Annotated in this window: 21 protein-coding genes; 8 read left to right on the plus strand and 13 right to left on the minus strand. The window is 72.5% G+C overall.

Features of this window, described 5'->3' with window-relative positions:
* Positions 1-227: 227 nt before the first annotated feature.
* Together ACWGKJ_RS08465 and ACWGKJ_RS08470 are read left to right on the plus strand one after the other, a co-directional pair.
* Complete coding sequence (locus ACWGKJ_RS08465) at positions 228-1,811, plus strand: MFS transporter (RefSeq protein ID WP_385022490.1); 1,584 nt, start codon at positions 228-230, stop codon at positions 1,809-1,811.
* Entirely contained in the window at positions 1,808-2,377 is a 570-nt protein-coding gene (locus ACWGKJ_RS08470) for a TetR/AcrR family transcriptional regulator (protein WP_385022487.1), read from the plus strand. Before ACWGKJ_RS08465 ends, ACWGKJ_RS08470 begins: the two co-directional genes overlap by 4 nt.
* A 97-nt stretch (positions 2,378-2,474) precedes the next feature.
* Here the strand turns inward: ACWGKJ_RS08470 and serC are convergent, their stop codons facing one another.
* The 7 genes from serC to ACWGKJ_RS08505 form a co-directional block, all read right to left on the minus strand.
* Positions 2,475-3,593: a phosphoserine transaminase gene (gene serC, locus ACWGKJ_RS08475; RefSeq protein ID WP_385022484.1), complete on the minus strand. Its 1,119-nt coding sequence runs from the start codon at positions 3,591-3,593 to the stop codon at positions 2,475-2,477.
* A gap of 160 nt (positions 3,594-3,753) precedes the next feature.
* Complete coding sequence (locus tag ACWGKJ_RS08480) at positions 3,754-5,013, minus strand: cytochrome P450 family protein (RefSeq protein ID WP_385022481.1); 1,260 nt, start codon at positions 5,011-5,013, stop codon at positions 3,754-3,756.
* Between the two features lie 46 nt (positions 5,014-5,059).
* A complete protein-coding gene (locus tag ACWGKJ_RS08485) occupies positions 5,060-6,274 on the minus strand; it encodes a cytochrome P450 (protein WP_385022478.1) in 1,215 nt (404 codons plus the stop codon).
* Positions 6,271-6,930, minus strand: coding sequence for a GTP-binding protein (locus ACWGKJ_RS08490; RefSeq protein ID WP_385022475.1), 660 nt, complete (start codon positions 6,928-6,930; stop codon positions 6,271-6,273). The genes ACWGKJ_RS08485 and ACWGKJ_RS08490 overlap by 4 nt, the downstream gene beginning before the upstream one ends.
* Positions 6,911-7,285 (minus strand): DUF742 domain-containing protein, encoded by a 375-nt coding sequence (locus ACWGKJ_RS08495; RefSeq protein WP_385022472.1) that lies wholly within the window; start codon positions 7,283-7,285, stop codon positions 6,911-6,913. The genes ACWGKJ_RS08490 and ACWGKJ_RS08495 overlap by 20 nt, the downstream gene beginning before the upstream one ends.
* Entirely contained in the window at positions 7,282-7,683 is a 402-nt protein-coding gene (locus ACWGKJ_RS08500) for a roadblock/LC7 domain-containing protein (protein WP_385022469.1), read from the minus strand. Before ACWGKJ_RS08500 ends, ACWGKJ_RS08495 begins: the two co-directional genes overlap by 4 nt.
* The gene (locus tag ACWGKJ_RS08505) at positions 7,680-9,341 is read right to left on the minus strand and encodes a sensor histidine kinase (protein ID WP_385022466.1); all 1,662 of its coding nucleotides are present in this window, start codon (positions 9,339-9,341) and stop codon (positions 7,680-7,682) included. Before ACWGKJ_RS08505 ends, ACWGKJ_RS08500 begins: the two co-directional genes overlap by 4 nt.
* Positions 9,342-9,545: 204 nt before the next feature.
* On the opposite strand from ACWGKJ_RS08505, the gene ACWGKJ_RS08510 reads away from it, so the two are divergent.
* Positions 9,546-12,503, plus strand: coding sequence for an FAD-binding and (Fe-S)-binding domain-containing protein (locus tag ACWGKJ_RS08510; RefSeq protein WP_385022463.1), 2,958 nt, complete (start codon positions 9,546-9,548; stop codon positions 12,501-12,503).
* Positions 12,504-12,563: 60 nt separating this feature from the next.
* Here the strand turns inward: ACWGKJ_RS08510 and ACWGKJ_RS08515 are convergent, their stop codons facing one another.
* Positions 12,564-13,481 carry a hypothetical protein gene (locus ACWGKJ_RS08515; protein ID WP_385022460.1) on the minus strand — a complete coding sequence of 306 codons (918 nt, stop codon included), beginning with the start codon at positions 13,479-13,481 and terminating at the stop codon, positions 12,564-12,566.
* 53 nt (positions 13,482-13,534) lie between these two features.
* Positions 13,535-14,089: a DUF6932 family protein gene (locus ACWGKJ_RS08520; protein ID WP_385022458.1), complete on the minus strand. Its 555-nt coding sequence runs from the start codon at positions 14,087-14,089 to the stop codon at positions 13,535-13,537.
* Positions 14,090-14,253: 164 nt separating this feature from the next.
* Here ACWGKJ_RS08520 and ACWGKJ_RS08525 point away from each other — a divergent pair, with 164 nt between their 5' ends.
* The 4 genes from ACWGKJ_RS08525 to ACWGKJ_RS08540 all read left to right on the plus strand — a co-directional run bounded on the left by ACWGKJ_RS08525 (position 14,254) and on the right by ACWGKJ_RS08540 (position 17,346).
* Positions 14,254-15,207: an EamA family transporter gene (locus ACWGKJ_RS08525; RefSeq protein ID WP_385022455.1), complete on the plus strand. Its 954-nt coding sequence runs from the start codon at positions 14,254-14,256 to the stop codon at positions 15,205-15,207.
* Positions 15,208-15,488: 281 nt separating this feature from the next.
* Positions 15,489-15,767 (plus strand): DUF6400 family protein, encoded by a 279-nt coding sequence (locus tag ACWGKJ_RS08530; protein WP_385022563.1) that lies wholly within the window; start codon positions 15,489-15,491, stop codon positions 15,765-15,767.
* Positions 15,751-15,996: a hypothetical protein gene (locus ACWGKJ_RS08535; protein WP_385022452.1), complete on the plus strand. Its 246-nt coding sequence runs from the start codon at positions 15,751-15,753 to the stop codon at positions 15,994-15,996. Before ACWGKJ_RS08530 ends, ACWGKJ_RS08535 begins: the two co-directional genes overlap by 17 nt.
* Before the next feature lie 150 nt (positions 15,997-16,146).
* Complete coding sequence (locus ACWGKJ_RS08540; RefSeq protein WP_385022449.1) at positions 16,147-17,346, plus strand: Glu/Leu/Phe/Val dehydrogenase dimerization domain-containing protein; 1,200 nt, start codon at positions 16,147-16,149, stop codon at positions 17,344-17,346.
* Between the two features lie 7 nt (positions 17,347-17,353).
* On the opposite strand, the gene ACWGKJ_RS08545 is transcribed toward ACWGKJ_RS08540, so the two are convergent.
* The 3 genes from ACWGKJ_RS08545 to hutI form a co-directional block, all read right to left on the minus strand.
* Positions 17,354-18,151, minus strand: coding sequence for a MurR/RpiR family transcriptional regulator (locus tag ACWGKJ_RS08545; protein WP_385022560.1), 798 nt, complete (start codon positions 18,149-18,151; stop codon positions 17,354-17,356).
* A 75-nt stretch (positions 18,152-18,226) separates the two neighbouring features.
* Positions 18,227-18,946: a HutD/Ves family protein gene (locus tag ACWGKJ_RS08550; RefSeq protein WP_385022446.1), complete on the minus strand. Its 720-nt coding sequence runs from the start codon at positions 18,944-18,946 to the stop codon at positions 18,227-18,229.
* A gap of 161 nt (positions 18,947-19,107) precedes the next feature.
* Entirely contained in the window at positions 19,108-20,295 is a 1,188-nt protein-coding gene (gene hutI / locus ACWGKJ_RS08555; protein ID WP_385022443.1) for an imidazolonepropionase, read from the minus strand.
* Positions 20,296-20,459: 164 nt separating this feature from the next.
* On the opposite strand from hutI, the gene ACWGKJ_RS08560 reads away from it, so the two are divergent.
* Positions 20,460-21,263, plus strand: a complete 804-nt coding sequence (locus ACWGKJ_RS08560; protein ID WP_385022440.1) for an IclR family transcriptional regulator — start codon at positions 20,460-20,462, stop codon at positions 21,261-21,263.
* A 197-nt stretch (positions 21,264-21,460) separates the two neighbouring features.
* Here ACWGKJ_RS08560 and hutH read toward each other — a convergent pair whose 3' ends face one another.
* Positions 21,461-22,996, minus strand: a complete 1,536-nt coding sequence (gene hutH / locus ACWGKJ_RS08565) for a histidine ammonia-lyase (protein WP_385022436.1) — start codon at positions 22,994-22,996, stop codon at positions 21,461-21,463.
* Positions 22,997-23,021: the final 25 nt, after the last annotated feature.

Below are 23,021 nucleotides of genomic sequence, written 5' to 3' on the forward strand. Positions count from 1 at the left end.
GGTGGGCGCTGTGCGGCGCTTCGGGGCCGGCCCTCCAGCCCCTCAGTTTATGCGGTGGGGACCCCGAGGGCCCGAAGCCGCCGGGAAGCAGTCACCGGGCAGGCAGATCGTACGTATCGGGCCGACCCGCGCCGCACGCTACAAGCCGGCGTTTCGGTAGGGGTGCACAAGCGTTTACCCTGGGGTGAACACTTGTGCACCCCCTTGCCTCCCACGGAGAGCCGGTCATGTCCCCAGCCATACCCAGACCCGAAGCCCCCGCGGCCACCGGATCCAGCGCACCCGGCGAGGCCGGAGAAGCGCCCCACCCCCGGATGTTCGTGGGTGTCCTCGCCTTCTGCGGGGTCGTCGTCGCCGTCATGCAGACGCTCGTCGTGCCACTGCTGCCGCACATTCCGGCGCTCACCGGGGCCACCCCGTCCGCCGCCAGCTGGCTCGTCACCGTGACGCTGCTGACCGGGGCCGTCTGTACGCCCGTCCTGGGGCGGGTCGGGGACATGTACGGGAAGCGGCGGGTGCTGGTCGCCGCGCTGGGGGTGCTGGTGGTCGGATCCGTGCTCTGCGCGGTCAGTTCGCAGATCGGGGTGCTCATCGCCGGGCGCGCGCTCCAGGGGGCCGCGCTCGCCGTCGTACCGCTGGGCATCAGCATCATGCGGGACGAGCTGCCGCCCGCCCGGGTGCTCTCGTCCGTCGCGCTGATGAGTTCCACGCTGGGGATCGGCGCCGCCGTGGGGCTTCCGGTCGCCGCCCTCGTCATCGAACACTCCGACTGGCACACCATGTTCTGGGCTTCGGCCGGGCTCGGGGTACTGGACATCGTGCTGGTGCTCGCCGTCGTACCGGAGTCGCCGCTGCGTGCGCGCGGACGGTTCGACGCACTGGGGACGGTCGGGCTGAGCGGTGCGCTGGTCTGTCTGCTGCTCGCCACTACGCAGGGCGGCGAGTGGGGCTGGGGGTCGGCCCGGGTCGTCGGGCTGTTCGCCGCGGCCGTCGTGATCGGTCTGGTGTGGGGGTGGTACGAGCTGCGGGTCGCGTCGCCCATGGTCGACCTGCGGGTCTCCGCCCGCCCCGCGGTGCTCTTCGCCAACATCGCCGCGCTGCTCATCGGCTTCGCCTTCTACGCCAACTCCCTGTCCACCGCCCAGATGGTGCAGGAACCGAAGAGCACCGGGTACGGTCTCGGCGCCTCCATCGTCGTCGGCGGGCTCTGTCTGCTGCCGGGCGGGCTCTCGATGGTGGCGCTCTCCCCGGTCTCCGCGCGCATCTCCGCCCGTTACGGGCCCAGGGTCACGCTCGCGATCGCATCGGGTGTGCTGGCCGCCGGGTATCTGGTGCGCTTCTTCACCAGCCACAGCCTGTGGCTGATCATCGTGGGGGCCACGGTCGTCGCGTCCGGCACCGCCCTCGCCTACTCCGCGCTGCCCTCGCTCGTGATGCGCGCGGTCCCGGTGAGCGAGACCGGAGCCGCCAACGGGCTCAACACCCTGATGCGCTCGGTCGGTCAGGCCTTCTGCAGCGCCGTGGTGGCCGCCGTGCTGGCCAACGTCACCTTCCGGGTCGGCGGCCACACCGTCCCCACGCTCCACGCGTATCTGCTGGTCTTCCTGATCGCCGCGGGCGCCGCGCTCGCCGCGCTGGTCGTCACGCTCTGTATTCCGGGGCGCCCGGCCGGAGCGGCGGACCCGGCCGGCCCGGTCGGTGCGGCTGATGCGGCCGGCCCGGTCGACGCGGCCGGTTCGGACAACCGGGTCGACGCGGCCGGTACGGTCGGGGAGCGAGGTCCGAACGTGCTGGTCCAGGAGGATGCATGACCGTCGGCGGTACGGAGACCACCGGCTCCGGCGGGACCGGGCGTGACGCGATTCTGCTGGCCGCCCGGCGTGCGTTCACCCAGCGTCCGTACGCCGAGGTGACCATGCGCGGCATCGCGGCCGACGCAGGCGTGAGCGCCTCGCTGATCGTGAAGCGGTTCGGTACGAAGGAGGAGCTGTTCAACACGGTCGCCGACTTCGGGTCGGCCGCCGATGAGCTGTTCGACGCTCCCCTCGGTTCGCTCGGCCGGCACCTGGTGCTCGCTCTCGTACGCAGCCGCCGCGAACGGGGGGCCGATCCGTTGCTGCGAGTGGTCTTCTCGCTCGGCAACCGGGACGAACGCTCCCTGCTCAAGGAGCGGTTCCGTGAGCAGGTCACCTCCCGGCTGGCCGCGCGCCTCACCGGCGACGAGCGCGAACTGCGCGCCGAGCTGATCGCCGGCCAGCTGCTCGGGATCGGTGCGGCGCTCAGCCTGCACCGGCCGGGCGCGGGCGAACTGGCCACCCCCGAACGGCTCGCCGACCTCTGCGGCCCTGCGCTCCAGCGGCTGATCGACGGAGCGTGAACCCCGGGCGCCGGGGCACCGCCGGTGCGGCGGAGGGCCCTGACAACCGGGTGGCGGCTGCCGGGGCCCTCTCGTACGGGCCGTGCGGGGCGGAGATCTAGAGCTGCTCGATCACGTAGTCGATGCAGGCCGTCAGCGCCTCGATGTCCTTCGGGTCGACCGCCGGGAACATCGCCACCCGCAGCTGGTTGCGGCCCAGCTTGCGGTACGGCTCGGTGTCCACGATGCCGTTGGCGCGGAGCGCCTTCGCGACGGCCGTCGCGTCGATCTCGTCCGCGAAGTCGATGGTCCCGATGACCTGCGAGCGCTTCGCCGGGTCGGTGACGAACGGGGTCGCGTACTTGGACTGCTCGGCCCAGCCGTACAGGGCGCGAGCGGACGCCGCCGTGCGGCCGACCGTCCAGTCCAGGCCACCCTGGGTGTTCATCCAGGTCAGCTGCTCGTTGAGCAGGAACAGCGTGGCGAGGGCCGGGGTGTTGTACGTCTGGTTCTTCAGCGAGTTGTCGATCGCCGTCGGCAGGCTGAAGAACTCCGGGATGTGCCGGCCCGAGGCGTGGATACGCGCCGCGCGCTCCAGCGCCGCCGGGGAGAACACGCCGATCCACAGGCCGCCGTCGGAGGCGAAGGACTTCTGCGGGGCGAAGTAGTAGACGTCGGTCTCGGTGATGTCGACCGGCAGGCCGCCCGCGCCCGACGTGGCGTCCACCAGCACGAGGGAGCCCTCATCGGCGCCGGTGACGCGCTTGACCGGCGCGGCGACACCGGTCGACGTCTCGTTGTGCGTCAGCGCGTACACGTCCACGCCCGCTTCGGCCTTCGGCTCCGGGTGGGTGCCCGGGTCGGAGGCGATGACGGTCGGCTCGGCCAGCCACGGGGCGAGCTTCGACGCCTTGGCGAACTTGGACGAGAACTCGCCGAAGTTGAGGTGCTGCGACTTGGACTCGATGAGTCCGTGGGTCGCGATGTCCCAGAAGGCGGTGGAGCCTCCGTTGCCCAGGATCACCTCATAGCCGTCGGGGAGCTGGAAGAGGTCGCGTACGCCTGTGCGTACCGCACCGACCAGGTTCTTCACCGGGGCCTGGCGGTGGGAGGTGCCCATCAGGGAAGTGCCGGTGGCGGCGAGGGCGTCCAGCGCCTCGGTACGCACCTTGGAGGGGCCCGCGCCGAAACGGCCGTCGGCGGGCTTGATGTCAGCGGGAATCCGGATCTCAGCCACGAGCCGGAGCGTAGCCGGTTCCGGGCGTTCACGGACAGCGGGTCCGGCCGGTGAGACGGACGGCACGGTGTGTGACGGAGGTCTCCGGGCCGGGAGGGAGATCTCCTGGCCGGCCGGCCCGGCCCCCGGGATCGGCTGCCCCGGGGGCGGAACGCGTCGTTCAGGCGCCGAGTTTCACCGGCAGGTCGAAGAGGTCGTTCTGGGTGACCACCGGCTTGTTGCGCAGTTCCGTGGCCGGGACCGCCAGGTGGAGTTCGGGGAAGCGGTTGAAGAGCGCGGGCAGTGCGACGCCCGCTTCGAGACGCGAGAGCGCGGCCCCGGGGCAGACGTGCGGGCCGTGGCCGAAGGAGATGTGGCGGTTCGGGGTGCGGGTGATGTCGAAGTCCCCGGCCGTCGGACCGTGCGCCTGTTCGTCGCGGCCGATCGCGCCGAACGAGACGATCAGGCCCTCGCCCTTCGGCAGCACCGCACCGCCCACCTCGATGTCCTCCGACGCGAAGCGGATCAGGACGTGCGAGGTCGGCGTCGACCAGCGCAGCGTCTCCTCGATGACGTTCTCCCAGGGGACCTCGCCCGCGAGCACCATCCGGCGCTGCTCGGGGTGGGCCTGGAGGGCGACGACCGCGTTCACGATGAGGCTGATCGTCGTCTCGTGGCCTGCGGCGATCATCAGCTGGAGGGTGTTGGTGATCTCCTCCGTCGTGAGGTGGTCGCCGTCCTCGGACGCGGCGATCAGCGCACTCGTCAGGTCGTCGCCCGGACGGGCCCGCTTCGACTCGACGATCTTCGAGAAGAGCGCGCCGAGGTCCGCCATCATCTGCGGGACCTCGTCCGGAGGTGTCTGCGTCGAGAAGAACTTCTCGAAGAGGGTCTTCAGCCGGGGGTGGTCGACCGGGTCGACCCCCATCAGCTCGCTGACCACGTTCATCGGCAGCGGGTACGCGAACTCCGCCTTCAGGTCGACCGTTTCGCCGGCCGGCACCTCCGCCAGCCGGTCCAGCATCCCGGCGGTGAGCTTCTCGATCCCGGCGCGCAGCCGCTCCACCCGGCGCACGGTCAGCGCCTGCGCGACGAGCGTACGGAGCCTGCGGTGCTCGGCGCCGTCGGCCGTCAGCATCGAGCGGCCCGGGTTGGCCAGCCCGATCAGCGGCCAGTCCAGCGGGATCTCACCGCGCTGCCAGGCGCCCCAGACGTTGATGTCCTTCACCAGCCGGGCATCGGTGAGCAGCTGCCTGGCCTCCGCGTGCCGGGTCACCGCGTAGCAGGGCACCCCGCCCGGCAGGACGACCCGGGCCAGCGGGCCCGCCGCACGCAGGGCGGCGCCCTCCCCGTCCAGGTCCCGGACGAACGGGTCCAGGGCGACGCTGTCGGCGTGGCCGGTGCTCCGGGAGTGGCTTCCGTGGTCGACCGGGCAACTCATCTGTGCCTCCTGGGGTGGGTACGGCCGCGCTGCGCGGGTCTTCGGCTCACAGCGCGGGAACCGGCGTGAAGATGACGGGCAGGGTGGACAGGCCGCGCAGCCAGGGCGAGGGGCGCTGGGTGAGGCTCTCGCCGGGGGCCGCGAGGTCGACGTCGGGGAGGCGGTCGAGGATGACCTCGATCCCCGTACGCGCGACGACCTCCGCGATCTCCTGGGCCGGGAACGGGCAGCGGTGCTCGCCGTGGCCGAAGGAGAAGAAGGCGTTGTTGCCGCCGGTCAGGGCCGAACCGTCGGTGCGTACCTGGGGGTCGGCGTTGGCGGCGGCGAGACCGAGGAGCAGCATGTCGCCGCTCTGGATGTGCCGGCCGCCGAGGTGGGTGTCGCGCGAGGCCCAGCGGCCCGCGACGTTCTGGGTGGGGGTGTCCTCCCAGAGGACCTCGTTCATCGCCTCGGCGACGCTGTGCCGGCCGCCCGAGAGCGAGGCGGCGAACCGGTCGTCGGTCAGCATCAGCCGCAGTGAGTTGCCGATCCAGTCGGCGGTGGGCTGGTGGCCTGCCGCCATCATGACCATCAGGTCCTGGGCGATCTCCTCGACGGTGAAGCCCGCCTCGTTGGCCAGCATGTGCGAGGCGACGTCCTCGGCCGGCGACTCCTGCCGGGCGATGAGCAGGTTCATCATCGACCGCCCGAGGTGCTGCTGCCCCGCCAGGGCCAGTTCACGGCCGTCGATCATGTCGTTCATCGCCTTGACCAGGGCCGGGCCCTCGTCGTCGGGGAATCCGTACAGCCGGGCGAGCACCCGGACCGGCAGCAGCATCGCGTACTGGCCGATGATGTCCGTATCGCCCCTGCCGCAGAAGGCGTTGATCAGCTCGTCCGCGAACTGCTCGGCCACGCGCCGCAGTTCGAAGGGGTCGACGGACTCCAGCGCGTCGCCGATCATCGCGGCGCGCTCGCGGTGCCGTTCGCCCACGGTGTAGAGGATCGACGGCTGCTTACGGCCGATCATCGGCAGCATCGGCCAGTCGGCGGGGATGCTGTCCCACTGGTTCCACAGCTCGGAGTCCCGGCTGAAGAGCACCGGGTCGGCGGTGACCTGGTGCAGCTCGCGGTAGTCGAGGACCAGCCAGGCCGGTACGTCGCCGTCGAGCAGCACCGGGGCCACCGGTCCGTGCGCGCGTCGCATCTCCCGGTAGAGCTGGGCCGGGTCCGTCTGGAATCGCGGGCCGCTCAGCGGGGTGGGCGGGGTGTCGGTGGTCATGTGGTGCTTGGCTCCCGTGCGGACGTCGCTGCGGAGGTCGCTGCGGATGTCGAGGACGCTGACGTTGCTGAGGACGCTGAGGACAGGGCGTGCAGGTGCTGGAGGAGGGTGATCAGTACGTACTTGCTCGACGTACGGTCCCGGGCGTCGCAGTCGATCAGCGGGATCTCGGGGGAGAGGTCCAGCGCCTCACGGAGCTGCTCCAGGGAGTGGACCGGGCCGCCGAAGTCGTTGCAGGCCACGATGAACGGTGTGCCGTGGTGTTCGAGGCGGTCGATGGCGTACCAGGAGTCGGCGAGTCTGCGGGTGTCGACCAGGACGACGGCGCCGAGCGTGCCGGAGAACAGCCGGTCCCAGAGGAACCAGAAGCGCTCCTGGCCGGGCGCGCCGAAGAGGTAGAGGATCGTCCGCTCGTCGATGCTGATGCGGCCGAAGTCGAACGCGACGGTGGTGGCGGTCTTGGCCTGCACCCCGTCGGTGTTGTCGACGGCCGCCCCCGCCTGCGTCATGGTCTCCTCGGTGTTCAGCGGGCGGATCTCGCTGACGGACCTGACCATGGTGGTCTTCCCGGCGCCGAACCCGCCGACGATGACGATCTTGAGACCGTTGTCGGCGGTGCCGGCCAGGGCGTTCTGGTTAGAGGCTGCGGAGTCCAACGAGCACCTGCTCCAGGATGTGAGGGTCGGGAAGGCTGTCGGCGCCGCGTGCGGTGCGCGGGTGGCGGGCGCTGATCCGGCCCGTGTCGAGCAGGTCGCAGAGCAGGATCCGGGTGATGGACACGGGCAGCTTCAGCCCGGCCGCGATCTCGACGACGGCTGTGGGGCGGCCGCACATCCGCAGGATCGTGGCGTGCTCCGACTGCATGCCGGGCGTCGGGTCGCACTCGCCGACGACCAGGGTCACCAGGTCGAAGGCGGTGGCGTCGGACCGGCTGCGCCCGCCGGTGACGGTGTAGAGGCGGTCCGGGTCGTCGTCACGGCCCGGCCTGGGCCTGGGCACCGGGGCGGTCACGCGCGCGGCTCCGCGCTGAGGTGTTCACCCAGCTGCTCGACCAGTTCGCTCATGTTGTGCCCGATGAGGCCCACGTCGGCGGACTCGTCGGCGACGACGGAGAGATGGGCGCCGTCGCCCGCCTCGACGATGAAGAGCACCCCGCCGTAGAACTCGGCCATCGCGGTCCGTACGCCGCCGGTGCCGTCGCCGAACTCCATCGACGCGCCGTGCGAGAGCGACTGGATACCGGCGGAGATGGCGGCCAGCTGGTCGGCCTGGTCGACGGAGAGCGCCGACGTACGGCAGAGCTTGAGGCCGTCCCGGGAGAGGACCAGGGCGTGCCGGGCGCCCGGGGTGCGCTCGAGGAGGCTCTCCAGGAGCCAGTTGAGCTTCTCGTCGGTGGTGGTCGTGCTCATGAGCTGCTGCCTTCCGGGTTCTGGGAGTCGCCGTTCGGGGAATCGCCACGTACGGCCTGGCGGAACGCGCTGAACCTGGCGGCGGATGTCGTGGACGAGGTCGAGTCGACGGGCTTGGCGGAGCCCGGGATATGGGTGCCTCCCGGATGCGCAGCCGCCAGGGTCTGGCCGCGCCGCCGCTTGGGGAGGCCGCTCTCGCCGAACTCACTTGCCGAGTGGGCGGGTTCGGGCTCGGAGCCGGGGGCCGGGGCGGTCGCGGGGGTGGGCTGCGCCGTGGGGGCGGCGGCCTCCGGGGGCGTCGCTGGTGACGTCGCGGTGGACGCGGGGCCGGTCGGGGCCGAGGGGCCGTACGAGGTCCCGTGCCCGGGTTCCGGCGCGGGCGCTGGTACGGGCGCCGGCGCGGGTGAGCGTGTGGGCAGCGGGGCCGGGGCTTCCGGCGCGGCCGGGGGAGCATCGGCGGTCGGCGGGTCCGCAGCCCTGGTGTGCTGGGGCGGTACGGCCCGGGGCGGTGCGGCCAGCGGTGCGGGCACGGCAGGCCGGGGGGTGCGGGTGATCAGCTCGTGCGGGAGGAGCACCAGGACACCGGTGCCGCCGCGCGCCGACGGGCGGAACGACACGGTCAGCCCGTGCTTGCGGGCCAGCCGCCCGACGACCGCGAGGCCGAGCCTGGTCCCGGAGAGTCCGGCGAGGTCGGTCTGCTGGGTGGTCTCCGCCGTGACGGCCCGTTCGGCGCGACGCAGCTGGACGTCGCTCATGACCAGACCGCTGTCCTCGATGGTGAGGATCACCCCGGCCGGTACCTCTTCGACGTACACATGCACTTCGGCGGTGGGCGGCGAGAAGTTGGCCGCGTTGTCCAGGAGTTCGGCGAGTGCGTGCATGATGCCCTCGGCCGCGTGGCCCGCGATGGCGATCTCACTGGTCGAGTGGAGCCGTACCCGCTGGTATCCCGCGATCCGTCCCATCGCGCCGCGCAGGATCGACTCCATGACGATGGGCTTCGCCCAGCGGCGCCCGGAGCGGGCCCCTGCCAGGACGGCGATGGAGTCGGCCAGCCGGCCCGCCTGCGCGGTGCGGTGGTCGAGGTGCAGCAGATCGCCGAGAACGTCCTCGTCGGTGTGCCGGTGCTCCATCTCACGCAGGTCGGCGAGCATGCCGGTGGCCAGGGCCTGCATCCGTCCGGCGGCGTTGGCCGCCGCTGACAGGGCGGCCGAGCGTACGGACTCGGCGCGGCTGATCCGGGCGTTCAGCTCGGCGGTCCTGGTGTTGCACTCGGCGGTGAGTCCGGCGGCGATGGCCTCACGCTGCGCGGTCAGCTCGGCTGTCTTCGCCTCGTGGGCGGCGGTGAGCTGCGCGGTCCGGCTCTCGTACTCGGCGGTGAGACGGGCGGCCCGCGCGCCGAACTGCGAGTTCTCCACGCTCAGTTGGTCGATCTGGGCGCGGAGGGTCCGCGATGTTCTGCTGGCGTACGCGACCGCGTGGACGGCGGTGGCGACGGCGGCGCTGAACAGCAGGGCTGCCCCGGCCGAGCACCAGGCGAGCGGGGTGCGTATGGAGTCGGGGGCTGCGGCCACCGCCCAGACGCACAGCAGGCCCGAAGCGATCACGGAGATCAGCAGAGCCAGCGCGGTCGGGCGGAGCGGGGGGCGCTCTGTCATCTGGCGGAGTCCTCATGGACGGATGGGTCAGAAGGGGTGAGAGTGGGGTAAAGCGGTCAGGAGTGGAGTAAGTAAGCCAAAGGAATGCAGTGAGTCATGCGTAACGCCTGTCAACTATATGAGGGTTGGTGATCGGTTTGGGAAGTTGCAGGTGTGGAAATTGTTGACTCAGGTACACATTGTGCACAGGGGCATGCGTAGACCATGGGCGAGCACCGTGACGGGCAGGTAAACGGAGAGCGGAACGGCCGGGACGGCGGTCGGAGCGCCCGTCCGGGTGGCGGCCCGGGTGGCCGTCCGGGCGATGGTCCGGCTGCCCATTCCAGCAGTCGCCCCGGCAGCCGTCCGGGCAAGCGCCCCGGCACCGGCCCGCCCGCCGGCGAACTGGAGCGGGCGCTGCGCCGCTGTGTGCGCGGAGACGTCGAATTCGGTTCCACCGCCCGCGCCCTGATGACGATGGACGCCTCCAACTACCGCCGCGTCCCCCTCGGCGTCGTCGCCCCACGGGACGCCGACGACGTGGCGGCCGCGCTCGACGTGTGCCGCGCCCACGGCGTACCCGTGGTGCCGCGCGGCGGCGGTACGTCCATCGCGGGCCAGGCCACCGGCACCGGGGTCGTCCTCGACTTCACCCGGCACATGCGCGCGATCGTCTCGCTGGACCCGGAGGCCGGGACCGCCGTCGTCCAGCCCGGGGTGATCCTCGACGAACTGCGCGCGGCGGCCGGTGCGTACGGCCTGACCTTCGGCCCCGACCCCTCCACCCACAACCGCTGCACACTCGGCGGGATGATCGGCAACAACGCCTGCGGTTCGCACTCGGTCGCCTGGGGCACCACGGCCGACAACGTCGTCGGGCTGACCACCGCCGCCTACCGGGGCGGCACCCACCGCATCGGCCGGGGCTGGGACGGCGCACCGCCCGGACTGCGCGAACTCGTCGAAGCGAACCTGGCGTTGCTGCGCACCGGCTACCCGGCCGGTCTGCCGCGCAGGATCTCCGGGTACGCGATCGACGCCCTGCTCCCCGAGAACGGCACCGGCCTGGCCCGCGCCTTCTGCGGCAGCGAGGGCACGCTCGGGGTGCTGACCGAGGCGACCGTACGGCTGGTCGACGCGCCCCGCGCACGGGCGCTCGCCGTCCTCGGCTACGCCCACGAGAGCGACGCCGCCGACGCGGCGGCCGGGCTGCTCCCGTACCACCCGCTGACCGTCGAGGGCATGGCCGCCGACCTGGTGCGCGAGCCCGCCGGGCTGCCGCGCGGCGGCGCCTGGCTCTTCGTCGAGACAGGCGGCGACGACCCGGCCGCGGCCCGCACCCGGGCCCATGAGATCGTGCGCGCGGCCGACGCGCTGGACGCGCTGGTCATCGACGACCCGGCGGCCCAGCGCACCCTGTGGCGGATCCGTGAGGACGCCAGCGGCACCGCGACCCGCACCACGGACGGCGCGGAGGCGTGGCCCGGCTGGGAGGACTGCGCGGTGCCGCCCGCCCGGCTCGGCGCGTATCTGCGCGATTTCCGCGCGCTCCTCGCCGCGCACGGGCTGCGCGGCACGCCGTACGGCCACTTCGGCGACGGCTGCATCCATGTACGGATCGACTTCGACCTCCTCACCCCCGGCGGCGTCGCCCGCTTCCGTACCTTCTCCGGCGAACTGGCCGGGCTGGTCGTCGCGCACGGCGGCTCCCTCTCCGGCGAACACGGCGACGGACAGGCACGCGCCGAACTGCTGCCGAAGATGTACGGGGACGAACTGGTCGCGCTCTTCGGCCGCTTCAAGGACATCTGGGACCCGGCGGGCGGCATGAACCCCGGCATGCTGGCCCGCCCCCACCGGCTCGACGAGAACCTCCGCTTCGCCGTCCTGCCGTCCGGACCGGTGGACGTGGAGTTCGGCTACCCCGCCGACCGGGGCGACTTCTCCGCCGCCGTACGCCGCTGTGTCGGCGTCGCCAAGTGCCGTACGGAGAAGGCGCCGGGGGCCGACGTCATGTGCCCGTCGTTCCGCGCCACCGGCGACGAGCAGCACTCCACGCGCGGGCGCGCCCGGCTGCTGCACGAGATGCTGGCGGGCGAGGTCGTGACGGACGGCTGGCGCTCGACCGAGGTGCGCGACGCCCTCGACCTCTGCCTCTCCTGCAAGGGCTGCCGCAGCGACTGCCCGGTCGGCGTCGACATGGCCACGTACAAGGCGGAGTTCCTGCACCACCACTACGCGGGCCGCATCCGGCCCGCCGCGCACTACACGATGGGCCGGCTGCCCCAGTGGCTGCGGATGGCCGCGCCGTACGCCCGCACGGTGAACGCCCTGGCCCGGGTGGCCCCGCTGGCCTCGCTCGCCGGACGGCTCGGTGGGATCGCCCCCGAGCGGACCATCCCGGTGCTCGCGCCGCAGACGTTCCGCCGGTGGTTCGGCACCCGGGTACAGCCGCCCGCGCGGGTCGTGCTGTGGCCCGACACCTTCACCGACCATCTCGCGCCGCAGGTGGGCCGGGCCGCAGTGCGGGTCCTGGAGTCGGCGGGGCTCGGCATCGCCCTTCCGCCGGACGGGGTGTGCTGCGGGCTGACCTATGTGACCACCGGCCAGCTGGACCGGGCCCGCACGGTGCTGCGCCGCACGCTCGACCGGGTGGAGCCGCTGCTCGAAGCGGAGCTGCCCGTCGTCGTACTGGAACCGAGCTGCGCCGCCGCCCTCAGGACCGACCTGCCGGAACTGCTGGCGGACGACCCGCGCGCCCACCGCCTGGCGGCTGCGGTACGGACCTTCGCCCAGGCCCTGGAGGAACAGGCCCCGCAGTGGCGGCCCCCGGTGCTCGCCCGCGAGGTGGCCGGCCAGACCCACTGCCACCAGCACGCGGTCCTGGGCGACGCGGCCGAACGCCGACTGCGCACCAAGGCGGGCCTGACGGGCGAACTGAGCGGTGGCTGCTGCGGCCTCGCGGGCAACTTCGGCTTCGAACGCGGCAACGGCCACTACGAGGTGTCGGTCGCCTGCGCCGAGGAACAGCTGCTGCCCTCGGTACGGGCAGCGTCCCCCGGAACGGAGATCCTCGCGGACGGTTTCTCCTGCCGCACCCAGCTGGAACAGCTCTCCGGGCGGGGCGGCCGGCCCGCCCGGCATCTGGCGGAGGTGCTGGCGGAGGGGCTGGACGAGGCGTGAATGGTGGGGCGGGACGGGCCAGGCACGAAGGTTTCGCCCCCCGCCCACCGACGGGTGGGGCTACGTGTTCCGCAGGGCCACGACTGCGTAGTTTCTGCGCTCACGGCCTCCGGCCGAGCGGACGGCCGTCACCTCCACATCGGCTTCCACACGATTGCCGAAGTAGGTGCCGAGCCGTGGTGTGATCTCTTCGTCCGTGCGCGCCCGGATGATCTCCCCACCGTCGGTGCGGATCTCGACCGTGCCCCGGAGCGCGCTGGCGCTGCCCAGCCACCCGGTGACGGACAGAATCTCCGGAGCCTGAAACTCGCTCTGCTCACAGAGGTAGCGCACCCGCCGGGCACCCTCGGGCGTCCACTGGCTGTGCCGGGACCGGCCCCCTTCCGCGTACCAGGTCAGACGCAGCCCCAGCTCCGCGTCGGTGAGCCCGGCGGTCAGCGCGCCGATGTGCTTCATCGCGCGCTGACCCAGCGGTACCAGCCGTTCGTCCAGGCGTTCGTCGGACCGGCCGGTGTTCTCGGACAGGTCCACCACGTCCAGAACGGTGCCGACAGCATCGTCAAGGACGGTGGGCAGGTCTCCGAGAAGCCCGGGGAAGAGGCTGTCCTGTGTGATCTCCCGTTCCGGTCCGTAGAGGACCACTCCGAACGACGACGGGAACAGCGCAGCCGCGCTCAGCGCGGTCATGTCACGAATGGGCCGGGGAATCGATGCGGCGTTCGTCGGCCGCCCGGTCAGCGCCTGAGCGACAGCCGAGACCGACTCCTGGAGGTTGGCGAGGAAAGGGCCCAGCACGGACGCTCGCACCTCGTGGGCGGAGGTGGAAGGACCGGTCAGCGCCACGTCCATACGGCGTCGTGTCGCCGGCGTGCCGGGCAGGTCCTCGCGGCGCAACAACCGTTCGCGCTGTACAGCGGCGAACTCCTCCGGAGTCCCGGGAACAGGCCGGTCGCCCTCGCGCTGCCTGTTCTCACGCATCCACCGCAGTACGGCTGCCCGGTCCTGCGGGTCCGGGAATGGAGCCTGAGCCGTCACAGCAGCACCTCCACATATCCTCGGCGCAGCCGGTCGGCTTCACTATCGGACGGGGACGAATTCCGGGCGTATTGCCAGTCCTCATCGTAAAGCCCGATGTCGCGGAACGAATCGTTGGTGAGTGGCGTGAAAAGGCTCGGCATCAGCTGCCAGAAAGACACGTCCTCCGGAAGCCGGACGAGATAGGCGTCCATGCGCATGTTGTGCTTCACGCACCACGCTCTGTCGGTGAGCTCGTCGAGCGAGGCGAGGGACTCACGGTCCAGGCGGTCGAATGTCTGGGCGCGCAGCAGATAGGTGACGTCGATGTCGCCCGGATCGAGTTTGCCGCTGACGAAGCTCCCGCCCAGCCACAGCCTGGATACCCCGCCCGTCACCGCGTCGACAATGAGACGGTGCTGTTCCCATTCGGCCCACAGCTGTTTCCGCGTCGCCGATTCGGCGAAGTCCGGTGAGGCGACGAATCGCGCGTGCAACTGGTCGATACCGGCCGCGTAGCGGCCCGGGGGCAGCAGCCCGGTTACCTGATCCAGCCCTGGCAGACCCTGCACTCCGCGCCCTCTCCTGCTCCCTGTCCGGACCCGCCGCAGAGTACTGCCCGGTACAGGGGCACGGTAGGAAAGTGTGCCCGGTTCCCTCGATGTGGTGAGCGGGGGCGGGGTTGCCGACGGGCGGTAAGGCCGGGGCCTTGTGGCGGGCCCTTACTGTGGACGGCATGGATCCGATCGCCCCCGCCGACGCCAAGGCCCTCGACGCCGCGCTGACCGAACCCTCCGCCGTGGCCGACGCCGTCCCGGTCGCCGACGCCGGATCCGGGCCCGCCGGGCTGCGCGGTCGGCTCGGGCCGCTCGGGCTTGTGCTGGCCGGGGGGATCTCGGTGCAGTTCGGGGCGGCCGTGGCGGTCTGGCTGATGCCGAGGGCCGGGGCGCTCGGTGTGGTCTCGCTGCGGCTCGCCGTCGCCGCGGTCGTGCTGCTCGTCGTGTGCCGGCCCCGGGTGCGCGGGCTTTCACGGACGGACTGGGGCACCGTCCTGGTCTTCGGGGTCGCCATGGCCGGAATGAACGGCTTCTTCTACCAGGCGGCCGACCGTATCCCGCTGGGCGCGGCCGTGACCCTGGAGGTGCTGGGCCCGCTCGCCCTCTCGGTGATCGCCTCACGCAGGCTGGTGAACCTGTTGTGGGCCGGTCTCGCCCTCTGCGGGGTGGTGCTGCTGAGCGGTGGTGGCTTCGGCGGTCTGAACCTGGTGGGTGTGGCGTTCGCGCTCGCGGCGGGCGGGATGTGGGCCGCGTACATCATCTTCAGCGCCCGCACCGGCGCCCGGTTCCCGCGCGCGGACGGTCTTGCGCTGGCGATGACGGTGGGGGCCCTGCTGATGCTGCCGCTGGGCATCGCGGACGCGGGCTCGAAGCTGCTCGTCCCGAGCACACTCGGGCTGGGCGCCGCGGTGGCCCTGCTCTCGTCCGTACTCCCGTACACCCTGGAACTGCTCGCCCTCCGCCGGCTCCCCGCGTCGACCTTCGCGGTCCTGATGAGCCTGGAACCGGCCATCGCGGCGACGGCCGGTTTCCTCGTCCTGCACCAGGCGCTCTCCGCCGTGGACGCGCTGGCCATCGCGCTGGTGATCGTGGCGAGCATGGGGGCGGTACGGACACAGGTCACGGGGAAGTGAGGCGGCGGCTCAGCCTGTGGCCGGTGGGCCATGAAGTACGTCACAGGTGCCACGGGTGCCATGGGTGCCTGTCCCGGTCGGGCCGGTCCGTGCGGCGCTCCTCGACGGGGGCAACCGCCTTCCTCCGGCTGCGGATCCGGACGTGGGCCCGAGTGCGGTCCGCCGGTCGCCCCGGCCGGGCGCCGTCCGGGGTGTCCGGGGCGACTTAGGTCACCCTTCCCTCGGGCCCTCGGTGCCTGGTACAGATGGTGGTGAACTGCCAGCTCATCGGAAGTCTCGCCATGAACCCGGACAACACCGAGAACCAGGACAACACCGACGGCGCCGCCGACCTCACCCCCTTCGCTGTCGACCTGACCCTCGACGAGGTCAGGCGGCGGACCGAGGTCATGGCCGCGCTCGGTTCCGACTGGGACCCGGTGGCCGCGCTCCGGGGTGAGGACGAGGCGTACGCCCTGCTGTACTCGGGCCTGGACGCGGAGCAGCAGCGTACCTACGACATGCTGGTGGCGGCCGGTGTTCTGCCGGGGGAGGGGCCGGGCCGTGCGGCTGCCCATTGATCCGCAGGCGGACTCCGGGCGGCGTGCCTGGGTGGCCTGTCCGGTCTGCGACGACGCCCGCCACTGCGCGACCTGCGCCTCGCGCCGCAACTGCTTCGAGCACTGGCGCTATCTGATCTCCAACAGGGGGCCGGTCGTCCACCTCCAGTGCCCTCGGTGTACGCACATGTGGTCGCTGAACACCCGGCCCGGCGTGACCGGCCGCGGCGACGGCATTCCGTTCTCCTGACGGGTCCGGTCCTCTCCTGACGGGTCCGGTCCTCTCCTGACGGGTCCGGGCCCTCTCCTGACGGGTCCGGCCTGTCCGGGACCGGTCCGGCATGCTGACTGGCGGTTCAGTAGATTGACTCCGCCGTCGTACGTCGTCCCAGGAGGCACCGTGTCCGAGCCGCCCGCCCCGCTGATCTCGCTGACCTGGACCGACCATGTCACCGGCCGCCGGGGCCACCTGGTGGTCGACCGGCTGGTGCGCGGTGTGTCCAGCGGCGGTCTGCGGATGCGGGAGGGCTGCACGCTCGACGAGGTCGCCGGGCTGGCACGGGGCATGACCATGAAGGAGGCCCTGCACTTCAACGGCGACGACCCCACGGCCCGTTACCTCCCGCTCGGCGGCGCCAAGGGCGGTATCGACTGCGACCCGCGCAGCCCCGACGCTTACGGCATCCTGGTGCGGTATCTGCGGGCCATGCGGCCGTACATCGAGAGGTTCTGGACCACCGGTGAGGATCTGGGGCTGAGCCAGGACGACGTGGACAGAGCCGCCGCCGATGCGGGACTCGTCTCCTCCGTCCAGGCCGTCTACCCCCTCCTCGACGACGAGCCTGCGGCCCGGCAGCGGCTGGCGGACGCCTTCGCGGTCGAGGTGGACGGGATCGGGCTCGGTGAACTGGCGGGCGGCTGCGGGGTCGCCGAATCGGTGCTGGCGGTCCTGGACCGCGCGGGCGACCCGTACGAGGGGACGCGGGTCTCGGTGCAGGGGCTCGGCACGATGGGCGGGGCGACCGCCCGTTTTCTCGCCGCTGCCGGTCTGCGGATCGTGGCTGTGGCCGATGTCAGGGGCACGGTCGCCAACCCCGCCGGGCTCGATGTGGAGGCGCTGCTGTCCGCGCGCGACGCCTACGGGACGGTGGACCGTACCGCGCTCGGTCCCGGCGATGTGGAGCTGCCGGGGCGGGATGCCTGGCTGGCTGTCGATGCCGATGTGCTTGTGCCGGCGGCTGTCTCGTACGCCATCGATGCGGCCAACCAGACACGGATCGGGGCGCGTTGGATCGTCGAGGCGGCCAATATGCCCGTACGGCCCGATGCGGAGGCCCTGCTCGCGGAGCGCGGTGTCGCTGTCCTGCCCGATGTGGTCGTCAACTCGGCCACGAACGCGTGGTGGTGGTGGACGCTCTTCGGTGACATCGGAGCCGACGCGGATGAGGCGTTCGCCCACATCCGGCGGTCGATGCGGGCGCTGGTCGACCAGGTGCTCGCCCGGTCCGCTGCCGACGGAACGACGCCGCGGGCTGCCGCCCACGCCATCGTCGCGGACCGGCTGCCGGTGATCGCCGAGCGTTTCGGGTGGTATGGGTGATGGCCTGTCAGGAAGACTGCCAGGAAGGCTGGTTGGTGGTGGGTTCCGTACTCGGTGCGGGTGACGCGCCCCCGGTGAGTGCCTGGTGGACGGCCCGGAGCAGAACGCGGCCGAGCAGCACCGTGGCGCAGCCGGTCTCGAACCGCCGGGCCGTGCCCGCGGCGGGCAGCAGCAGGTCGGTGTGGGGGGCGACGGGCCCGAAGGCGCTGTCGGTGACGGTGACGACGGTCAGACCGGCCCCCTGCGCGTAGGCGAGGGCGTCGACCACCTCGCGCGGGTGCCGGGGCAGGGCGAAACACAGCAGTGCCGATGCGCCGGTGCGCACGGCGTCGTCGATGCGGTCGGTCAGCTCTGTTCCGCCTCGGTCGAGCAGCCGTACGTCGGGGTGCACCGTACGGGCGAGACGGTCGAAGTCGGCGGCCTGGGCGGCGGCGGCCCGCAGGCCCAGGACCAGCAGCGGGCGGGAGGCGGCGAGCAGACGGCCCGCGCGGACGACGGACGCCGGGTCGGCGAGGGCGTTGGTCAGCTCGCGGAGGTTGTCGATCTCGGCCCTGACCAGCGTCTGGTAGGCGTTCGCGGTGGTGGCAGCCGGTCCCGGCCCGCCGGTGACGGCCTCCCACAGATGGCGCCGCAGGGCCGGGTGGCCGTCGAAGCCCAGCGCCACCGCGAACCGGGTGACGGACGGCTGGCTGACACCCGCAAGACCGGCCAGCGCGACGCTGGAGAGGAACGGTACGTCGGCCGGGCGGCGCAGCATACTGTCCGCGATGCGCTGCTGGGCGGGGGTCGGCCGGTGGCCCTCCATCAACTGCCGCAGACGGGCGGCGACGGGGCCGGCGATGTCGGCGCGCCCGGGTGCCTGCACGGCTGTTCCCACCGGTCACAGGCCGGACGAGCCGGGGACGGGGGTCAGGGTGACGATCGCCGCAGCTCCTTCGACCCGCACCTGACGGATTCCCCGGCCGGTGGCCGGAGCCGGCTCACGGCCGATGCCCGGGTCGGTGTCCTGGCCGATGTCCCAGCCGCCGCCCGCCCCGGCATCCGCCCCGGCGCCCCCGCCGGAGAGCAGGGCCGCGTCGAAACGGCCGAGGGTCACGCCCGGCTCGTCGAAGGTCACCGTGCCCAGCAGGGCGATCACGAGGATCAGCTCCCCTTGACGGGGGGAGAGGGCGAAGTCTTCAGGGGCGAAGTCCGCACAGGCGAAGTGGACTTGGGCCGTGGCCTCGGTGCGCCGTGTCATGACGTTGAAGTCGACGAGGGGGCCGCCGATGAGGCGGCAGGTGGTGGTCGCGTCCCCCGGAAAGGCGAAGGGCCGGAAGGGGGCGGCGACCGGGTGCGGGAATCCGTCGACCGTGAGCTCCATCCCGGCCCCTTCCACGAGGGCGATGACCCGGTCCACACCGGCGAAGGAGGAGAACGGTCCCCCCTGCCCGACCTCGGCCAGGCTCACCCGCCAGGAGAAGTCGTCAAGACCGGCCCCGGCAGGTCCTGCGGCGACCTCGCGGGTGATGCCGCCGCCGTTCTTCCAGGGCGCCTGCGCCCGGTTGTGCGCCCGGAGCACGCGCAGCTCTCTGCCGGTGGCGGCTGCCTGGTCGACCATCTGAGTGGTTCCCTTCGGGTGCGGTCGTGCGGTCGTGCGGTCGTGCGGTCGTGCGGTCGTGCGGTCGTGCGGTCGTGCGGTCGTGCGGTCGTGCGGTCCTGCGGTCCTCGGTCAGGCGGTCACGTGGTCATGCGGTCGTGCGGCGCGCGGCGGGCCGCCGTTCACGCGGTGCCCGGGTGGCGCCGGCCCGCCTGCCACACGGCGGAGATCAGGGGTACGCCGGGCCGGTAGGCGAGATGGACAGGGGAGGGGGCGTCGAGGAGGGCGAGGTCCGCGCGGGCGCCGGGGGTGAGGCGGCCGATGTCGTCGCGGCGCAGGGCGCGGGCTCCTCCGGCGGTGGCGGCCCAGAGGGCTTCGTCGGGGGTCATGCCCATCTCCCGTACGGCGATGGCGATACAGAAGGGCATGGAGCTGGTGAAGGAGGAGCCCGGGTTGCAGTCGGTGGACAGGGCGAGGGTGGCGCCGGCGTCGAGGAGCCGCCGGGCGTCGGGGTAGGCGGCGCGGGTGGAGAACTCGCAGCCGGGCAGCAGGGTGGCGACGGTGCCGCCCTGGGCGAGGGCGTCGACGTCGGCGTCGGTCAGGTGGGTGCAGTGGTCCGCTGATGCGGCGCCGAGTTCGACGGCGAGCTGGACCCCGGGGCCGTGGCCGAGCTGGTTGGCGTGCACGCGGGGGATGAGGCCCCTGGCCGTACCGGCGGTGAGGATCGCACGGGCCTGGTCGCCGTCGAAGGCGCCCTGCTCGCAGAAGACGTCGATCCAGCGGGCGTACGGGGCGCACGCCTCCAGCATCGGGCCGGTGACCAGACCGACGTACCCCGCGGGGTCGTCGGCGTACTCGGGCGGGACGATGTGCGCGCCCAGGAACGTCACTTCGTCCGTGTGCTCCCTCGCCACCCGCAGCGCACGGGCCTCGTGCTCGGGGGTGAGACCGTAACCGGACTTCGTCTCGACCGTGGTCGTTCCCTGCCGGAGCGCCTCGGCGAGGTGGCGGGCCAGGGTAGCGCTCAGCTCCTGGTCGCTCGCCGCGCGGGTGGCGGCGACGGTGGTGCGGATGCCGCCCGCGGTGTAGGAGCGGCCCGACATACGGGCGTTGAACTCCTCGGTGCGGTCACCCGCGAAGACCAGGTGGTTGTGCGAGTCGACGAAGCCCGGGATGACGGCGCGCCCCTGGGCGTCGACGCGGTGGTCCGCCGCCGGGGCCGTGGCGGCGGGCCCGGCCCAGGCGATGTCCGCGCCCTCGATCAGGACGGCGGCGTCGCGGAGCAGGCCCAGGGGGCCGGCACCGAGCGAGGGGTCGTTCGTGACCAGGCTGCCGATGTTCGTGACGAGGGTGGTGGTCGCGTGTGCCATGTCTCCATGAAGCCCCAGCCGGAGACCGTCCCGCCACGGTGGCAGCGTACCTACTGTCTGGCATCCCAGACATGGTGCGGCGGGTGGGGTGGCGGCCGTGGCGGGGGCGGCGTGTACGGCGGCGACGTGCGCGGCCCGGTGCGTGGCGCGCGTACGCTCGCGGCATGTCCACTGTGCCCGCCGCCGCCCAGGTACTTGCTGTCCTGCGCTATCTCGCACGTCAGGCCGGTCCGGTGCCCGCCGCCGCCATCAGCCGCGATGTGGGGCTGCCCCGGTCCACGACGTACCACCTGCTCGACACGCTCGCCCGCGAGGACTTCGTCGTCCATCTGACGGAGGAGCGCCGTTACGGGCTGGGCGTCAGCGCCTTCGAACTCGCTTCGGGCTACAGCAGGCAGGCCCCCTTCGAGCGGCTGGCCAGGCTGCCGCTCGCGCAGCTCGTCGACCGCAGCGGGCACAACGCGCACCTCGCGCTGCTGCACGGGCGCGAGGTGCTGTACGTGATCGAGGAGCGCGCACCGGGCCGGGCGCCGCTGGTCAGCGATGTGGGGGTACGGCTTCCCGCCCACCTCACCGCCAGTGGCCGGGCCGTCCTGGCGCGGCTCTCGCGGGCGCAGGTGCGCGCCCTCTTCCCCGACGCGTCGGCGTTCGTCTCGCGTAACGAGACCGGGCCGAACTCCCTGTCGGCGCTCCATCACCTGCTGGTCGAGGTGCGGCGGCGCGGTTACGCGACGGAGGAGGGGGAGGTCACCGAGGGCTTCTCCTCCGTCGCCGCCGCCGTGCTCGACCACGGCGCCCACCCGATCGCGGGCGTCGCTGTCACCTTTCCGGGGGCCGCCGTCGGGCTGGAGGAGCGGGAGCGGATCGCGGGCCATGTCCTGCGTACCGCAAGGGAGTTGACCCGCCGGGTGGGCGGTGTGCTGGAGGCGCCGGCGGGCATGGAGGAAGGGCCGGCCCGCAGCGTGTGAGCACGCCGGGTGCCGGCCCTCCGTACGGCGTGGGGCGCCCGCCTCTGCCCGGGCTGCCCGTGCCGCCGCTACTGCCTGCCGGGCTGCCCGAGCCGCCCGGCCGTCGTCGCTCCGTACGGGCGCCCGCCTCAGCTGAGCCGTCCGCGTGAGCCGGGCCGCCGCGTGAGCCGCGCCGCCGCGTCAGCTGAGCCGCTGCGTCAGCTGAGCCGGCCGACCGCCGACTCCGCTGCGGCCACGGCGGCGCCCTCCGCGACATAGCGCACGGCCGCCTCGATCTCGGGGGCGAGCCAGCGGTCCGGGCCGGGGCCCTCGACCGTTTCGCGCAGTCCGCCGAGCACCGCGCCGGTGCCGGCCGCCGGGGTCAGCGGTGCCCGCAGGTCGAGCGCGCGGGCCGCGGTGTAGATCTCGACGGCGAGGACACGGGTGAGCCCGTCGACCGCGCGGCGCAGCTTGCGGGCGGCGGACCAGCCCATCGAGACGTGGTCCTCCTGCATGGCGCTGGAGGGGATGGAGTCGACCGATGCGGGCGCGGCCAGCCGCTTGAGCTCGGAGACGATCGCGGCCTGTGTGTACTGCGCGATCATGTGGCCGGAGTCGACGCCCGGGTCGTCGGCGAGGAACGGGTTCAGACCGTTGTTACGGGCCACATCGAGGAAGCGGTCGGTGCGCCGCTCGGAGACCGAGGCCACATCGGCGGCGGAGATGGCGAGGAAGTCCAGGACGGCGGCGACGGGTGCGCCGTGGAAGTTGCCGTTGGACTCCACCCGGCCGTCGTGGGTCACCACCGGGTTGTCGATGGCGCTGGCGAGCTCGCGGGATGCGACGGTCTCGGCGTGGGTGAGAGTGTCGCGGGCCGCGCCGTGCACCTGCGGGGAACAGCGCAGCGAGTACGCGTCCTGCACCCGGGTGCACTCCGGGCCGCGGTGGCTGGCGACGATGCCGGAACCGGCCATCAGCGCGCGCAGATTCGCCGCGCTGTCGGCCTGGCCCGGGTGCGGGCGCAGCGCCTGGAGGTCGGCGGCGAAGACGGCGTCGGTGCCCAGCTGGCCCTCGACGCTCATCGCGGCGGCGATGTCGGCGGTGCGCAGCAGCTTCCGCAGGTCGTGTGCGGCCAGCACGAGCATGCCGAGCATGCCGTCGGTGCCGTTGATGAGGGCGAGGCCCTCCTTCTCGTGCAGGGTGACCGGGGTGAGGCCCGCATCGGCCAGTGCTTCGCCGGCCGGTTTGCGTACGCCCTCCGCGTCCCGTACCTCGCCCTCACCCATGACGGCGAGCGCGCAGTGCGCCAGCGGCGCGAGGTCACCGGAGCAGCCCAGCGAGCCGTACTCGTGGACGATCGGGGTGAGACCGGCGTTGAGCAGCGCCGCGTACGCCTCGGCGGTCTCCGTGCGTACGCCGGTACGGCCGGTGGCCAGCGTGGACAGCCTCAGCAGTAGGAGGGCGCGCACCACCTCGCGCTCCACCTCGGGGCCCGAACCGGCGGCGTGCGAACGCACCAGGCTGCGCTGGAGCTGGGCGCGCGATTCGGTGGGGATGTGCCGGGTGGCAAGGGCACCGAAGCCGGTGGAGACGCCGTAGTGGGGGACCACGTCGTCGGCGAGGCCCTCGATCACCTCGCGGCTGCGTGCGATCTCCTTGAGCGCTTCCGGCGAGAGCTCGACGCGGGCGCCGTGGCGTGCGACGGAGACGACATCTTCGGCGGAGAGAGGGCCGATCCCTACAACAATGTTCATGTCTCCATGAAGCCGCATGTCAGGG

This window comes from Streptomyces sp. NPDC054757, from assembly GCF_053612185.1.

Coding starts and splice junctions, on each gene's coding strand:
- ACWGKJ_RS08465 (WP_385022490.1), top strand. CDS start 228: ATGTCCCCAGCCATACCCAGACCCGAAGCCCCCGCGGCCACCGGATCC.
- ACWGKJ_RS08470 (WP_385022487.1), top strand. CDS start 1,808: ATGACCGTCGGCGGTACGGAGACCACCGGCTCCGGCGGGACCGGGCGT.
- ACWGKJ_RS08480 (WP_385022481.1), bottom strand. CDS start 5,013: ATGAGTTGCCCGGTCGACCACGGAAGCCACTCCCGGAGCACCGGCCAC.
- ACWGKJ_RS08485 (WP_385022478.1), bottom strand. CDS start 6,274: ATGACCACCGACACCCCGCCCACCCCGCTGAGCGGCCCGCGATTCCAG.
- ACWGKJ_RS08500 (WP_385022469.1), bottom strand. CDS start 7,683: ATGAGCACGACCACCACCGACGAGAAGCTCAACTGGCTCCTGGAGAGC.
- ACWGKJ_RS08505 (WP_385022466.1), bottom strand. CDS start 9,341: ATGACAGAGCGCCCCCCGCTCCGCCCGACCGCGCTGGCTCTGCTGATC.
- ACWGKJ_RS08510 (WP_385022463.1), top strand. CDS start 9,546: ATGGGCGAGCACCGTGACGGGCAGGTAAACGGAGAGCGGAACGGCCGG.
- ACWGKJ_RS08515 (WP_385022460.1), bottom strand. CDS start 13,481: ATGCGTGAGAACAGGCAGCGCGAGGGCGACCGGCCTGTTCCCGGGACT.
- ACWGKJ_RS08525 (WP_385022455.1), top strand. CDS start 14,254: ATGGATCCGATCGCCCCCGCCGACGCCAAGGCCCTCGACGCCGCGCTG.
- ACWGKJ_RS08530 (WP_385022563.1), top strand. CDS start 15,489: ATGAACCCGGACAACACCGAGAACCAGGACAACACCGACGGCGCCGCC.
- ACWGKJ_RS08545 (WP_385022560.1), bottom strand. CDS start 18,151: ATGGAGGGCCACCGGCCGACCCCCGCCCAGCAGCGCATCGCGGACAGT.
- ACWGKJ_RS08550 (WP_385022446.1), bottom strand. CDS start 18,946: ATGGTCGACCAGGCAGCCGCCACCGGCAGAGAGCTGCGCGTGCTCCGG.
- hutI (WP_385022443.1), bottom strand. CDS start 20,295: ATGGCACACGCGACCACCACCCTCGTCACGAACATCGGCAGCCTGGTC.
- ACWGKJ_RS08560 (WP_385022440.1), top strand. CDS start 20,460: ATGTCCACTGTGCCCGCCGCCGCCCAGGTACTTGCTGTCCTGCGCTAT.
- hutH (WP_385022436.1), bottom strand. CDS start 22,996: ATGAACATTGTTGTAGGGATCGGCCCTCTCTCCGCCGAAGATGTCGTC.